The organism is Nostoc punctiforme PCC 73102 (genome assembly GCF_000020025.1).
Taxonomy (GTDB): domain Bacteria; phylum Cyanobacteriota; class Cyanobacteriia; order Cyanobacteriales; family Nostocaceae; genus Nostoc; species Nostoc punctiforme.
Map to the genome: position 1 here is coordinate 7538710 of NC_010628.1, position 13919 is coordinate 7552628.

Annotated in this window: 16 protein-coding genes; 9 read left to right on the forward strand and 7 right to left on the reverse strand. The window is 41.3% G+C overall.

From position 1 onward, the window contains the following. Nucleotides 1-102 precede the first annotated feature (102 nt). Nucleotides 103-1128 carry a mechanosensitive ion channel family protein gene (locus NPUN_RS30885; protein ID WP_041566514.1) on the forward strand — a complete coding sequence of 342 codons (1026 nt, stop codon included), beginning with the start codon at nt 103-105 and terminating at the stop codon, nt 1126-1128. Between the two features lie 42 nt (nt 1129-1170). On the opposite strand, the gene NPUN_RS30890 is transcribed toward NPUN_RS30885, so the two are convergent. Further along, nucleotides 1171-1950 (reverse strand): MBL fold metallo-hydrolase, encoded by a 780-nt coding sequence (locus tag NPUN_RS30890; RefSeq protein ID WP_041566515.1) that lies wholly within the window; start codon nt 1948-1950, stop codon nt 1171-1173. Between the two features lie 111 nt (nt 1951-2061). Here NPUN_RS30890 and NPUN_RS30895 point away from each other — a divergent pair, with 111 nt between their 5' ends. Further along, nucleotides 2062-2499 carry a VOC family protein gene (locus NPUN_RS30895; protein ID WP_012412325.1) on the forward strand — a complete coding sequence of 146 codons (438 nt, stop codon included), beginning with the start codon at nt 2062-2064 and terminating at the stop codon, nt 2497-2499. 10 nt (nt 2500-2509) lie between these two features. On the opposite strand, the gene NPUN_RS30900 is transcribed toward NPUN_RS30895, so the two are convergent. Continuing rightward, entirely contained in the window at nt 2510-4198 is a 1689-nt protein-coding gene (locus NPUN_RS30900) for an S-layer homology domain-containing protein (RefSeq protein WP_012412326.1), read from the reverse strand. Nucleotides 4199-4362: 164 nt separating this feature from the next. On the opposite strand from NPUN_RS30900, the gene NPUN_RS30905 reads away from it, so the two are divergent. From NPUN_RS30905 to NPUN_RS30915, 4 genes are all read left to right on the forward strand, one after another. Further along, nucleotides 4363-5256, forward strand: a complete 894-nt coding sequence (locus NPUN_RS30905) for an alpha/beta fold hydrolase (protein WP_012412327.1) — start codon at nt 4363-4365, stop codon at nt 5254-5256. 147 nt (nt 5257-5403) lie between these two features. After that, nucleotides 5404-6462: a serine/threonine protein kinase gene (locus tag NPUN_RS30910; protein WP_012412328.1), complete on the forward strand. Its 1059-nt coding sequence runs from the start codon at nt 5404-5406 to the stop codon at nt 6460-6462. 117 nt (nt 6463-6579) lie between these two features. Beyond that, complete coding sequence (locus tag NPUN_RS42245; protein WP_167315550.1) at nt 6580-6744, forward strand: hypothetical protein; 165 nt, start codon at nt 6580-6582, stop codon at nt 6742-6744. Between the two features lie 148 nt (nt 6745-6892). Then, complete coding sequence (locus NPUN_RS30915; RefSeq protein WP_012412329.1) at nt 6893-7519, forward strand: type I restriction endonuclease; 627 nt, start codon at nt 6893-6895, stop codon at nt 7517-7519. A 180-nt stretch (nt 7520-7699) separates the two neighbouring features. Here NPUN_RS30915 and NPUN_RS41135 read toward each other — a convergent pair whose 3' ends face one another. Next, nucleotides 7700-7888, reverse strand: a complete 189-nt coding sequence (locus NPUN_RS41135) for a hypothetical protein (RefSeq protein WP_167315682.1) — start codon at nt 7886-7888, stop codon at nt 7700-7702. A gap of 94 nt (nt 7889-7982) precedes the next feature. Further along, nucleotides 7983-8144: a hypothetical protein gene (locus NPUN_RS42250; RefSeq protein WP_167315683.1), complete on the reverse strand. Its 162-nt coding sequence runs from the start codon at nt 8142-8144 to the stop codon at nt 7983-7985. 180 nt (nt 8145-8324) lie between these two features. On the opposite strand from NPUN_RS42250, the gene uvrA reads away from it, so the two are divergent. The 3 genes from uvrA to NPUN_RS30930 all read left to right on the forward strand — a co-directional run bounded on the left by uvrA (nt 8325) and on the right by NPUN_RS30930 (nt 11844). Further along, complete coding sequence (gene uvrA / locus NPUN_RS30920; RefSeq protein ID WP_012412330.1) at nt 8325-11213, forward strand: excinuclease ABC subunit UvrA; 2889 nt, start codon at nt 8325-8327, stop codon at nt 11211-11213. Nucleotides 11214-11275: 62 nt separating this feature from the next. Next, a complete protein-coding gene (locus tag NPUN_RS30925) occupies nt 11276-11608 on the forward strand; it encodes a DUF6883 domain-containing protein (RefSeq protein WP_012412331.1) in 333 nt (110 codons plus the stop codon). A gap of 17 nt (nt 11609-11625) precedes the next feature. After that, nucleotides 11626-11844, forward strand: a complete 219-nt coding sequence (locus tag NPUN_RS30930; protein WP_012412332.1) for a DUF4926 domain-containing protein — start codon at nt 11626-11628, stop codon at nt 11842-11844. A 299-nt stretch (nt 11845-12143) separates the two neighbouring features. Here the strand turns inward: NPUN_RS30930 and NPUN_RS30935 are convergent, their stop codons facing one another. The 3 genes from NPUN_RS30935 to NPUN_RS30945 are packed head-to-tail and all read right to left on the reverse strand — an operon-like array spanning nt 12144 to nt 13903. Further along, nucleotides 12144-12302, reverse strand: coding sequence for a hypothetical protein (locus NPUN_RS30935; protein ID WP_193372250.1), 159 nt, complete (start codon nt 12300-12302; stop codon nt 12144-12146). An 11-nt stretch (nt 12303-12313) separates the two neighbouring features. Next, complete coding sequence (locus NPUN_RS30940) at nt 12314-12745, reverse strand: C6orf136 family protein (protein ID WP_041566516.1); 432 nt, start codon at nt 12743-12745, stop codon at nt 12314-12316. 12 nt (nt 12746-12757) lie between these two features. Next, nucleotides 12758-13903 carry a glycoside hydrolase family 10-like protein gene (locus NPUN_RS30945; RefSeq protein ID WP_012412334.1) on the reverse strand — a complete coding sequence of 382 codons (1146 nt, stop codon included), beginning with the start codon at nt 13901-13903 and terminating at the stop codon, nt 12758-12760. Between the last annotated feature and the right edge of the window lie 16 nt (nt 13904-13919).

The window sequence follows — 13919 nt, forward strand, 5'->3', positions numbered from 1 at the left end:
CCAGAAAATCTCAAGCAGCTAATCCGGCAACTAAACAAGGTAAAATTTAGCCATAATCACAGCAACAATGCTGTTATCCTAAATCTAAAACTTAAAATTTATATGATGGAATGGATTCCGCCGATAGTGTTTATTCTAGCTGGCTTACTGGCTGGAATAATTGGTGAAAAAGTTATCTTTAAAAAGCTCGAAATCTTCATTACTAATAGACGAATTGCCGGGAGTAAAATTATATTTCACTCTCTGCACCGGATGACTTTTATTTGGTTTGTCATTTGCGGTTTTTTTTGGGCAATTCTGAGCGCACCTCTGAAACCGGATATTGCCATCGTACTACAAAAAATTCTAACGATCGCACTGCTGTATTCAGTTACCCTAGTTTTAGCCAGATTGACTGCTGGTTTTGTGAATTTATTTATTCGCAGAGCAGAAGGGGTTCCCACATCGCTAATTTCTAACCTTGCTAAAATTACTGTTTTAGTTTTGGGAACATTAATCATACTGCAAACGGTAGGTGTTCAAATTACCCCGATTATTACAACTTTAGGAATTGGTGGTATAGCAGTTGGTTTGGCACTTCAAGACACACTAGCAAATTTATTTTCTGGTTTCTACTTAATTATTTCTAAGCAAGTTAGAACCGGAGACTATGTAAAATTAGATGCTGGACATGAAGGATATGTTATAGATATTTCTTGGCGCAATACGACAATTAAAGAAATTTCCAATAATGTTGTCATTGTTCCCAATTCTAAATTGTCTTCGGCAATTTTCACCAATTATCATTTACCCGCAAAAGAAATTACTTTAACAATGGATGTGGGCGTAAGTTATGATAGCGATTTAGAACAAGTTGAAAAAGTGACTGTAGAAGTGGCTAAAGAAGTTATGCAAGAAATTGCACCAGAATTAAAAGACAATGAACCATATATTAGATTTCATACTTTTAATGATTTTAGTATAGATTTTACGCTTTATATGCGGGTAAGTGAATACTTCGATCAACGGATTGGAAAACATTTATTTGTGAAAAAATTACACAAACGCTATCAGCAAGCAGGAATTCAAATTCCTTTTCCGGTTAGAGAAGTATATATGCAAAATAATTTAGATATAGAACGAAATTAGCTTAGGCGACTAGAAGTCGCCTGGTGCAAGACGTGAGCTAACTTAAATTGCTAATGCTCGTTTTTCTAATGGTAGTTCAAAGCGATCGCCTGGTTTCGGCTCAAGTACCCGCGTCGCAAGATTGTTTTTCTCAAGTAACGAGCGAAATTCTTCAGCACTTCCTTTAGTTTGAATAAATTTCATCAGCAATCCTTCAAACGTCACATCTCCACCAGCCGCAGTAGGTATTATTACTTGAGGCTGTAATGATTTTACTACTTCTAAAGCACTATTTTGTCCTTTAATAATCGGCCCAAGCAAAGGTAGCGTCATATCAATAAACGGTGTAATCACTAGATCAATAGGTGCAGCTTGCTTAACTTCTGGAGAATGATACCCGTGAGGCTCGTAGTATACAGTTAAATCACTCTCCAACTCTTTGAGGAGATAACTATTTTCTACCAGAGTGGGGCCAATTGGAGAGCCTGGAAAAGCCTTGATTTCTACTTGATTATTTAAAGTGAAAGTTTCACCATGAGCCAGAGTTGTTACTTGGGTATAACCTAACTGCTGTACTACTTTGGCTGCATTGGGAGAAGCTACGACCTTGATGTTGTGATCCAGCAGCTTGAGCGTTGGTGGGTGAGTATGGTCTTCTAAACCCTGAGACAGCAGGATCAGATCAATATTATCTGGTATTGGGCGATTTTGCGATCGCGAACCTTTAAATAACCAATCCAAATTGCTGAAAATTAACGAACCAACCAGCCAAGGGTCAATCAGTATTCTTTTCCCACCAATTTCCAGTAACCAAGAGTTGCTGTCGAACCAAGTTAAAAACATAAATTTTGTGAAGATAACGCCTACCTTCATTATCAATCGTGTCAGCTTTCTTAGTAAGCACTGAGGCCAATACCTACATTCGTCCGGTTAAGTCTACACACGGGTTTTGTTATGTCTGATCTTGGTTTTACTCACATTGCACTTGCAGTTACTAATATTGATGCAAGTATCTCATTTTATGCAAAGTATGCTCAGATGAAAGTTGTGCATCGTCGCACCGATCAAACTACTCACGTAGATGTTGCTTGGATTAGTGACCTGACCAGACCTTTTGTAATTGTCCTAATTAAAGCAGCTAAAGTAGAAGGCTCACTGTCACCACAATCCCATCTTGGGGTAGCTTATCAGAATTGTGAGGCAATTGATTGCCTGTGCAATGAGGCACGCGCTGAGGAAATACTGCTAGATGGCCCAAATGACTGGGGTTTTCCGGTTGGTTACTGGGCTTATATTCGAGACCCTGATGGTCATACACTGGAAATTTCCTATGGTCAGGAAATTAGTTTTACAGTTGAGCAAGCTAGAGACGCGATTAATCGCGTCTCTTAAAAAAATAGTATTACTTTTTACCAGGGGTGCGTCCACCTTCGTCGTTACTGCCACCGTGAGGATGGGAATTGCCTGGGTCACATCCCTCAGAACCATTACCAATTCCTTGGTTACAGTGGCGACGTGGTTTTACCCCCTCTGTTGAAGTTTCAGTCTGCTCCTCCACTGCAACTTGTTGTTGTTGTTGTCCAACGACATACTGCGAGGAGATATTTGCTACTTGTCCAGTGCTAGATAGAGCTTGGTATAGCAAAGCAGACACTTCAGATCTGGTTGCTACTCGTTCAACATTTAGCAAGTTCACATTGGGATAGTTGACGACTATACCGCGTTGTGTCAAAGCTGCAATCAGACTGCGATATTCACTACGAATACTAGTTGCATCGCTGTAAACAGATAAAATTGTATCCGTTGAACCACTGCTTTGATAATTTAATCCCCGCGCTAATGCTACCAAAATGTCAACGCGAGAAAGGCTTTGGCTGGGGTTGAAATCCTTACCAATAACAGCGTTTAAAAAGCCCATTTGATAAACTTCGCTGATGGCATTGTAAGCCCAATATTGAGTTGAGACATCCTTAAATGCGATCGCTTGGCGAATTTTCCCCTTGGCAAAGGCTTTCCGCAGCATTGCCGCAAATTGGGCACGAGTTACTGGTGCATCCGGGCGGAAAGTCCCATCAGGAAAACCTTCAAGAATTTCCATTGAGGCCAATTCGGCAATAAAATCTTTAGCCCAGTAGTTTGTGGAAACATCAGAAAATCCAACCTGGAGAGCGCGAGACATCCCAACTTGGCGATAATTCATCAGCATTTGGCTGATATCGTAGCTAGAGTTATCGCTGACTTCAATCACTTGCACCAAGCTGCCAGGAGTAGCTTGCAAAGCCTCTGCTAAGTCGGAACTAAAGACGCTCACGAACGACTGACGCACTAAAGCATATTCACCCTGAGTGAAAGAGACGGGATAAACGCTAGTACCTGGAATTGTTGATAAACCTTCTACTTGGAACTGACTACCTTGGAAGGTTTGGGAACTGCTGAGGAAACTAACACGCTGGTCGCTGACTTGGGTGAAGTAGTCGTAGGTGGTGGTACCTGCGTCAATAGTGCCGTCTTGGTCAGCATCAACACCATAAACAGTACGAACAACTTGGTATTCTGTAGGTTTGGCTGACAAAACCAGGTTAACTGTGGTATTTGCCGACAAACATTCAAATTCGCTATAGCCAATAAAGCGGTTTTGAACATCATACAATCGCACGACGATGCGATCGCTAGCTTTTAACCCCTTAGCAAATTTTGCTTTTTGCTTAATCTTGTACTTGTAATCACCCAAAAAGCGCTCTTTTAAATAGCCCTTGCCACCTTTACTCTTGACAGAAATGCGAGCAATCACCTCTGACAAGTTCCCGGATGGTTCCCAAATGGCAAGGCTAAAACCTGTTTTTTTGCCTTTTGCAGAAACACTACTACTGCGGCTTTCTGTGGTGATAGTTTGCCGCTCAATAGTAGTACGACTCCTGGTTTCTACTTTTTTATCGGCTAAAAGTTGTTGACCTGTGGAATTATCAGATATTTGGGCGACGGTGGTAGAGAACCCTGAAGTTGCAGATGCAGAAGCTATTGGCGATAAGATTGCCACAGAGGTTGCAGCCAGAACAAACTTGCTCATTTGAGCAAAGTAACTTTGATTCATGTATTTCATCTCACACTACCATTCGTCTAAAAAATCACAGGGGTATTTGGTATCCCTTGACTCATTAATCCCTTGGCGTGGATGAAACTAACATCTAATCAGTGGCGAGTTATGAGGTCAGAGAACATTAATATATTTGAAGATACACTTTATGAATCTTATTAATGACTGTAACTACACAGCAGCTTGCAACCCAAGACGCTTTTGAAAAATTCTTTTGGACTTGGCAGGGTTACAAAATTCAGTACACTGTCATGGGTACTGGACGACCTCTGGTACTGGTTCACGGCTTCGGTGCTTCCATTGGACACTGGCGTAAAAATATCCCAGTTTTAGCTGATGCTGGCTACCAGGTATATGCCATAGACCTTTTAGGCTTTGGTGGTTCCGATAAAGCGCTTATTGATTACAGTGTGGAAGTTTGGATGGAACTGCTGAAAGATTTCTGTACAGCACATATACACGAACCTGCTGTATTTATTGGCAACTCCATCGGCGCACTTTTGAGCTTGATTGTACTGGTAGAACATCCAGAAATTGCTGCTGGTGGTATTTTGATTAACTCTGCGGGTGGTTTAAGTCATCGTCCCCACGAATTGAACCCGCCGCTACGGATGGTGATGGCAGCTTTTAATCGGTTTGTGCGATCGCCAATTACAGGTAAATTTGTCTATAACCGCATCCGGCAAAAAGCCCAGATTCGGCGCACTCTCTACCAAGTTTACCGCGATCGTCAAGCCGTCACCGATGAATTAGTTGATTTACTTTATACACCCTCTTGTGACCCAGGAGCGCAACAAGTCTTCGCCTCCATTCTCACAGCCCCTCCTGGTCCAAGTCCAGAGGAACTTTTGCCCAAAGTAGAACGTCCTCTATTAGTAATTTGGGGTGCTGATGATCCCTGGACACCAATTACCGGGGCAAAGATTTACGAAGAGGCGCGTGAGAATGGCAAAGAAATCAAAATAGTCCCCATTCCGAATGCCGGTCATTGTCCGCACGATGAAGTTCCAGATGTTGTCAATGCTCAGATTATCGATTGGCTAACGCAAAATTAGTAATTTTATGCCAAGACGCAAATGCAAAGATATTTTCTGTCCATGCGTCTTGGCCTATGCAGAGTAGAAATGGAGCTAACAATCTGGGTGAGTGGCTCTTAATCTTTCTAATTGCATCTTGACAGAATCAAACTCGTATGGTGTGTAATGGAGCTTGATGTGCGTAATGGACATAAAGAGGTAATTCCCTCAAATCACCATCTAGATTTTTCTCAACAAGGCTATCAAGTTATCAGCGAACTAGGACGCAACCGAGAAGGGGGAAGAATTACTTACTTAGCTAATGTTCTCAATTTTAAGCAACAGGTAGTGATTAAAGAGTTTTGTTTTGCTCGGGCCGATGCTGATTTGTCAGGTGTGAAAGCATATCAGCGCGAAATTGAAATTTTGCAGCAACTCAATCATTCTCGCATCCCTCGCTATATAGATTCTTTTGAAATACCAGGGGCTTTTTATCTGGTACAGGAACATAAAAATGCCCCATCTTTAGGCTTAAAAAACAGCTTTCATCCAGAAGAAATTAAGCAAATTGCTCTGTCAATTTTAGAGCTTTTAGTTTATCTACAAAAGCAAGTTCCGCCAATTATTCATCGGGATATCAAACCAGAAAATATTTTGGTTGATGAGCAACTAAATGCTTATTTAGTTGATTTTGGATTAGCTAGGATACAGGGTGCAAAAATAGCTCTTAGCAGCTTTGTAGCAGGAACCCCAGGTTTTATGCCACCAGAAGAACAGTTTGGTCATTCCTTGACTGAGGCATCAGATTTATATAGTTTGGGAGCAACACTAATTTGCTTACTCACTAATACCCGTTCTGTTGATATTGGAAAATTAATTGATGATAACTACCGCTTTAATTTCCAGCAATTAGTTCCTCAAATCAGTCCGCGTTTTCGGTGGTGGTTAATGACAATGGTGGAACGTAACCGAAACCGTCGCTATGCTAATGCGGCTATTGCTTTAAAAGCACTTGAGCCAATTGAGGTTGTTGGTACTGGCACTGGAATAGATAATTTCATCAGTACAATCAAACCTATAAAACGAGCTACAGTGCTGGGACTAGCTACTGTTATTACACTAGCTGCTATGGGGGCAACTTTGATGAGTTGTCAGCCTGGTAGTGCGGTTAGGCAATTGCTGGAAGCAAGAGAATGTCAAAGCTTGGATTTCAAAGCAAGTTGTCAACAAAAAACCGGGAATTAAGATTAATTAGGTTGCATCTGGCTAAGGATTACAGTCGTTTCCAATTGAATAGACTACACGAGTAGGGGCGCAATATATTGTGCCCCTAAAATTATATGTATTCCACCCTTGTGAAAATTGCTGTCATTTTCACGAGTATTAAAGACTTGTCAACGGAGTTCAAAGGTAGATGAATCCAGTTCAAATACTCGTCAGATGATGGCAAATCGCGCTGTGGATGTAGGCATAACTGAAGCGTTTAAACTCCGCAGTATGGGGTTAGTTCAGTTTCAAGTCAATTAAGTAGTGCCACCGTGTAAATTATATCGTCATATTTTTGCATAGGCGTAGCCCGCCGCAGGCATCGCTTGGGAATTAAAAATTAAAAAAGTACATTAGGAGTGCAATAGGACTTTTATCTGCAATTACCATTTAACAAAAAGGATTAACAATGGTTCAATTTATTCAAGGAAGAGATATAACCTTAGCCCAACTCATCGATCAATTTGGGCTACAACGTGCAGACAACGAACAGTTTTTTTCAGAGTGGCAGCAAGATTTACCTGAGTTGAGTGATTTAGAAAAGCAATCTCTCAACGAAGTCAAGGCAGAATACTTGCATTTATCACGCTACCAAATTTTAGAACCTGTAGTCAAAATGGTGGTGCTATCTCCACTATTGCGTCTAGCAGGTTTTTATCAACCGCCTTTTTATATTGCGTCAGAAGAAGAGGTCAGGATTTCTTCTGAAGATGAAGGCACAATTATTAGAGGATGTATTGATATCTTGGTTTTTCATCCCCCATTTTGGGTTCTCGTTATTGAAGCCAAACGAGCAGAATATTCTTTAGAGGTAGCAATTTCTCAAGCATTAGCTTATATGTTGGCTAATCTTGGTAATGATAAACCTACGTTTGGTTTTGTAACCAATGGTCGAGAATTTCAATTTATTAAGTTGACGAAAGAGGATACACCAAGATATGCATTATCTTACACACTGTCGCTCAATCGTGGAGATGACCTAGATACTGTGGTAAAAGTGTTAAAACGTCTAGCTTCTTTAGTCCATAATTCGTAGTCTCCGTGCTAGCATACCCTACCAAATTTGTATTTCATAATTTTTAATTTTTAATTTTTACTTGATTGCGCCAAAGGGGAACGAGGTTTCAGGTTTTCAATGCGTAAGTCCTGACGAATAAAGCTGAAGAGATTACACAGTAAGCTTCTAAGTCATTGTACTTTAACCACCTCGCGGAGTTTAAATATAGAGGTGGAGCGATCGCTCGCTAAAAAAGAAATGCGATCGCACTTTAGAACTCGGTGTTTCAAGTTCCAAACACCAATGACCGAGCAAAAAGGTCGAACTTCCGAGTTCCGAACACCAATGACCGAGTAAAAAGGTCAAAGTTCCGAGTTCCGAACACCAATGTCCGAGCAAAAAGGTCAAAGTTCCGAGTTCCGAACACCAATGACCGAGCAAAAAGGTCGAACTTCCGAGTTCCGAACACCAATGACCGAGTAAAAAGGTCGAACTTCCGAGTTCAAAGCTTGAAGTTCCCAGTTAAGTCAGCAAATAGCCACTCTATATTCTGCTTAATTTCTACAATCCAGCCAAACTGTATGGTATTATTAGCAACTAGTCGTCCGTCACTATCTAAGTAGATAGCCTCTGGCTGGGTCGGCGGTTGGATTTGCGATACCATATTCACCCTTAGAAGGATATTTAATCGGGATGCTTCCAAACTAGCCGACTCTTAAGGATGTCTGCACCATGAATCTGAAACGATAACTAACTAAAACAGTACGATTGTTCTACTATAAACAAATTAAAGATAGTATTATTAAGGACTGTTTCATAAGAAACTCCTTCTTCGCCGCCCAATATGTCAGACAAACAGCTAGCAGCATCCTTGAATGGACATCTTCCGTACCCCAGCCACAACAGCCAGAATACCATTCGGATTCGGGGTGCTAGGCAGCATAATCTGAAAAATATTGACTTGGAATTGCCACGCGATCGCCTAATCGTATTCACTGGCGTTTCTGGTTCTGGTAAGTCTTCCCTAGCATTTGATACCATTTTCGCTGAAGGGCAACGTCGCTATGTGGAATCCCTCAGCGCCTACGCACGGCAATTTTTAGGACAACTGGATAAGCCGGATGTAGAAGCCATTGAAGGCTTAAGTCCAGCAATTTCTATTGACCAAAAGTCAACGTCTCATAACCCCCGTTCCACTGTGGGTACGGTGACGGAGATTTACGACTATTTGCGGCTGTTGTTTGGTCGCGCTGGCGAACCCCATTGTCCGATATGCGATCGCTGTATTGCACCCCAGACAATCGATGAGATGTGCGATCGCATCATGGAATTACCAGATCGCACCCGCTTCCAAATTCTTGCACCCGTTGTCAGGGGGAAAAAAGGCACACACCGGAAGCTTTTGTCAAGTCTTGCTTCTCAAGGTTTTGTCCGCGTGCGGATCAATGGCGAGATCCGCGAACTGTCAGATTCCATTGAATTGGATAAAAACTTTACCCACACCATCGAAGTGGTAATTGACCGCTTGGTAAAAAAGGCTGATATTCAGGAGCGTTTGGTTGATTCCCTGTCTACGTGTCTCAAGCAATCCGGTGGGATTGCAGCCATTTTGGTAAGTTTGCTTGGTGACGACGGACAAGAAAAAGAAGAAGAGTTAGTATTTTCGGAAAACTTTGCCTGTCCAGAACATGGCGCAGTAATGGAGGAACTATCACCGCGATTGTTCTCCTTTAACTCGCCTTATGGCGCTTGTCCGCACTGTCATGGAATCGGGACTTTAAGAAGATTTGCGCCAGACTTGATTGTACCTGACTGGGAAGCGCCAGTTTATGCTGCGATCGCGCCTTGGTCAGAAAAAGATAATTCTTATTACTTGGAATTACTCTATAGCGTCGGACAGATTTATGGGTTTGAGTTACAGACAAATTGGAGCAAGCTGACAGAAGAACAGCAGCAAATTATTTTATTTGGAGAGAAAGATGAACGAGCCGCAGAGGCACAAAAAAAGCAGAGTTTTAAAGGTGCTATTCCAATTTTGCAACGGCAGTATGAGGGTGGTTCTGAATTAATTAAACAAAAATTAGAGCAGTATTTAATCGATCAACCGTGTGAAGTTTGTCAGGGAAAACGGTTAAAACCAGAAGCCTTGGCGGTGAAGTTGGGACAATATGGAATTTTAGAATTAACTACCGTATCAATTCGGGATTGTCGAGAGAGAATTGAGCAATTTAAGTTGAGCGATCGCCAATTACAAATTGCTGATTTAGTTCTGAGAGAAATCAAAGCTAGATTACAATTTTTGTTGGATGTCGGTTTAGATTATCTCACTCTTGACCGTCCCGCCATGACTCTTTCCGGTGGCGAAGCCCAACGAATTCGTCTAGCAACGCAAATTGGTTCTGGCTTAACAGGAGTTCTCTACGTTTTAGATGAACCGAGTATTGGTTTGCATCAACGAGATAATGGCAGATTGCTCAAAACCTTAACGAAATTGCGCGATTTGGGTAATACATTAATTGTCGTTGAACATGATGAAGAAACAATTCGCGCAGCTAACCATATAGTTGATATTGGGCCTGGTGCAGGAATTCACGGCGGAAATATTATCGCCCAAGGTGATTTTGAGACGTTATTAGCAGCAGAAGATTCCTTGACAGGTGCGTATTTATCAGGAAGACGGGTAATTACCACACCAGCAGAACGCCGAGAAGGAAATGGGCGTAGTTTGGGAATTAAAAATGCCCATCGCAATAATCTACAAAATATAGATGTAGACATTCCGCTAGGTAAACTCGTCTCCATTACTGGTGTGTCTGGTTCTGGCAAATCTACACTGATTAACGAATTACTATATCCATCTCTGCAACACCATTTAACTAAGAAAGTTCCCTTACCGAGACATTTGGATAAAATCCAGGGATTAAACGCGATTGATAAAGCGATCGTTATCGATCAATCTCCCATTGGACGAACACCACGTTCCAACCCTGCAACTTACACAGGAATTTTCGATGCCATTCGAGATGTATTTTCCCAAACAGTAGAAGCCAAAGCTAGGGGTTACAAACCCGGACAATTTTCCTTCAACGTTAAAGGTGGACGTTGCGAAGCTTGTAGCGGACAGGGTGTGAATGTGATTGAAATGAACTTTCTCCCGGATGTTTACGTGCAATGCGAAATTTGTAAAGGTGCTAGATACAACCGCGAGACTTTGCAGGTGAAGTACAAAGATAAGTCTATCTCTGATGTACTGAGAATGACAGTTGAAGAGAGTTTAGACTTTTTCCAGAATATACCCAAAGCGATCGCGCGTTTGCAAACTTTATTTGATGTCGGGTTGGGTTATGTCCAGCTAGGACAACCTGCAACTACCTTATCTGGTGGTGAAGCGCAACGGGTAAAATTAGCAACCGAATTATCTCGACGCGCCACAGGGAAGACACTGTATTTAATAGATGAACCGACCACAGGGTTATCTTTTTACGATGTCCACAAATTGTTAGATGTATTGCAAAGATTGGTAGATAAAGGTAATTCCATATTAGTAATTGAACATAACTTAGATGTAATTCGCTGTTCTGATTGGGTGATAGATTTGGGGCCAGAAGGTGGCGACAAAGGTGGAGAATTAATTGCTGTGGGGACACCAGAGGAAGTTGCAAAAAATCCTAGGTCTTATACTGGGCAATATTTAAAGCAGGTGTTGAAACAGTATCCAGCTAGGAAATCTTAGTCTTTTCCAAGTAGAGGTTCATATCCAGGCAAAAAAGCAAAGAAGGTTGTAGCAAACCTATCATGAAACTTCCTAACCCTGAATGCGCGATCGTTGAAATAGATAAAATCGCGGGTTACTGTCTCAACCCAGAACATCCAGAGGGAAAACACAAAGCTCGTGTATTTAAATCTGCACTAGACTTAGATTTAGATGATGCAGAAGAATTGCAAGCGATCCTTTTACAAGCAGTAGTAAATTATGATGCTATCCCTGGAAAAAGAAATCCATACGGTCAAAAATATATCATTGATTTTCCCCTAAATCGTTCAGATAAACAAGCAATTATTCAAAGCGTTTGGATAGTGCTTAATAATGAAGGCTTTCCACGCCTAGTCACCTGTTATGTAATCTAAACAATGAGGTAATACCAATGAAATTATTAGATGTAGTTGCTCTAACCGAAGACTTACCAGAATCGGGATTGCATCGCGGTCAAGTAGGAACGATTGTAGAAGCTTATGAACCTGGAGTTTTTGAAGTAGAATTCAGCGACTTAACAGGAAAAGCTTATGCCATAGAAACTTTAAATGCTAGCCAGCTAATGACTTTATATCATCAACCAATTGGTGAGAAAACATTATTGGTTTAACTTCCCTCCCTACAATACTTTTGAGATCGGCTCAACACCCACAACACATCCATTTATAAGGGAGCGCAACAGCTTAACTTTTAAGTTAGTATTTTTCACATAACAAAAACCCTCAGAGTGCTTAGTCTTTTAGGGTTTTGTCGAGATTTGGTGGTATTGGGAAAAGTTAAAGAAGGCTATCGCGCACTAAATAAAAACAACACCCGAATAGCGTCCCACAATCACTATTTAAACTTCATTCTTGATTTTGAGGAGTTAAGGGGAGTATAAAGGTTACTATCCCATTTTTTTACCAATAATTATAACAAAGCATCTTCTTCAGGAGTCAGATGTGAACGGGAAAGCAGTTCTTCAACAGTTTCTAAAAACTTCTCGTTTTCCTCTTCTGTTTTAATAATCCAAGGTTGATGTTGAGATAGCAATTGGCTGTAAATGTCTGAGTTAAAAGTTAGGGTCATTTTTACAATAGCTAATTAGCCATCTCTCCCCTTTGCCAAAACTGTTTTAAAATCTCGCCAGGTTTACGATCCCAAGTGTCAATATGCTCGTATATCAAATTATCTTGATTTAGTTTATACGTTGAATAGCCATTAAAAAGCAACCCTGCTTTCCAGGGAACGCGCAACACTCCCCGCACCGTCCACTTTGCTAAAATAGTCTCTTCGGCTGACTGAGATACTTCATGTACATCAAAGTAAATTTGGGTAAAAAATAGCCGAGCATGAAATCGCAATGTCCAAAATATAATCCGATAGTTAAATTTGTATTTGAATGTATTCACCGGATCTTTAAAGTAGATATCGTCTGTATAAATGTCATAAGAAATATCTTTTTCAAAAAGTGTTGGTAAATCCTCTTTTAAAGTTTTAATTACCTGTTTCACCGATAATTGAGATTCCACACGCATTTTTCCTTAAAAAATCTTTTTTAACAACCTTTGCCAAGTAGAAGATGTCTTCTTGTTACTCACACCACTCACACTCAAATCTGACAGAGTGGGAAATGATGCAGACTTAGCATAGGGGCCATTTCGTAAAACTTTAGCTAGGGTATTGTTATTTTCGCGCAAACCTTCGTAAAAAAAGAATACTTCTCCTTGAATACCAAGTTGGCGATTGTATTCAATTGCCTGCACCAGATATTCTGGACTAATACAATAACTACCAAGCTTCATAAGTATTCCCGGTGCTAACCGGGGCAACGTCGCATCTGTAAACTGCTGGCTTACTAGTTTATCAGCGATCGCACAATAACTCCCAAAGTCACGGCGATAAATCTGCGGCTGAATCATATCAACTATTCCCCGCTTCAGCCATGTGGGGGAGTCTTGCAGATATTCCTGGAATGCCCAATCATGGATATTAGGTGCGATCGCTACTAGCAAATTAGGATTAACTGCTTTTACCTCCCCGTAGAGACGCGCTAAAAAATCAGTGAGAATATCTGCACGCCACTGTAACCATTGCCTATCCTTGGGGTTCTGTGGCGGATTGCGATCGTATTCCTGGCGATAGCGGCTGACAGTTCCCTCATCATAGCCACCTTCACAGGGGAATGCTGGCAAGCGATCGTCTCCTTGAACACCATCCACATCATAATTCTTTACAACTTCCAGCACCAAGTTCAAGAAGAATTCCTGCACCTGTGAGTCGAGGGCATTCAACCACTCAAAGCCATTTTTATTTAGTAAGTTGCCGTTAAAATCACGCGCAGCCCATTCCGGTTTTTTCTGTAAAAGTACACCACCATTCAAATTGTAGGAACTGGCAAAACCATATTCAAACCAAGGAATAACTTTTAACCCAACTCGCCGCGCCTCAACTACCACCTCTTCTAAAGGGTCACGGCCTACAGACATAGGGTCAATTTCGACTCCAAATGTCTCCTGCATTGTTTGACTGGGATACAGAGTTACCGCCTTATTCCAAACAACGGGAAACACCACATTAAATCCTGTCTCGGCAAGCAAATCCATCGCCTCAGCAATGCGTTGCTTTGACCTGAGAACCTTACTATCAGTAGTGGTCAGCCAGATACCACGGGTTTCTATTATTGCCATTTCTATAAATTGAAAT

What these genes read in the sequence shown, in the direction of transcription:
- uvrA (WP_012412330.1), top strand. Translation starts at nt 8,325, where the DNA reads ATGTCAGACAAACAGCTAGCAGCATCCTTGAATGGACATCTTCCGTAC.
- NPUN_RS30930 (WP_012412332.1), top strand. Translation starts at nt 11,626, where the DNA reads ATGAAATTATTAGATGTAGTTGCTCTAACCGAAGACTTACCAGAATCG.
- NPUN_RS30945 (WP_012412334.1), bottom strand. Translation starts at nt 13,903, where the DNA reads ATGGCAATAATAGAAACCCGTGGTATCTGGCTGACCACTACTGATAGT.
- NPUN_RS30935 (WP_193372250.1), bottom strand. Translation starts at nt 12,302, where the DNA reads ATGACCCTAACTTTTAACTCAGACATTTACAGCCAATTGCTATCTCAA.
- NPUN_RS30890 (WP_041566515.1), bottom strand. Translation starts at nt 1,950, where the DNA reads ATGTTTTTAACTTGGTTCGACAGCAACTCTTGGTTACTGGAAATTGGT.
- NPUN_RS30925 (WP_012412331.1), top strand. Translation starts at nt 11,276, where the DNA reads ATGAAACTTCCTAACCCTGAATGCGCGATCGTTGAAATAGATAAAATC.
- NPUN_RS30885 (WP_041566514.1), top strand. Translation starts at nt 103, where the DNA reads ATGATGGAATGGATTCCGCCGATAGTGTTTATTCTAGCTGGCTTACTG.
- NPUN_RS30905 (WP_012412327.1), top strand. Translation starts at nt 4,363, where the DNA reads ATGACTGTAACTACACAGCAGCTTGCAACCCAAGACGCTTTTGAAAAA.
- NPUN_RS42250 (WP_167315683.1), bottom strand. Translation starts at nt 8,144, where the DNA reads ATGGTATCGCAAATCCAACCGCCGACCCAGCCAGAGGCTATCTACTTA.
- NPUN_RS30910 (WP_012412328.1), top strand. Translation starts at nt 5,404, where the DNA reads ATGGAGCTTGATGTGCGTAATGGACATAAAGAGGTAATTCCCTCAAAT.
- NPUN_RS30900 (WP_012412326.1), bottom strand. Translation starts at nt 4,198, where the DNA reads ATGAATCAAAGTTACTTTGCTCAAATGAGCAAGTTTGTTCTGGCTGCA.
- NPUN_RS30915 (WP_012412329.1), top strand. Translation starts at nt 6,893, where the DNA reads ATGGTTCAATTTATTCAAGGAAGAGATATAACCTTAGCCCAACTCATC.
- NPUN_RS30895 (WP_012412325.1), top strand. Translation starts at nt 2,062, where the DNA reads ATGTCTGATCTTGGTTTTACTCACATTGCACTTGCAGTTACTAATATT.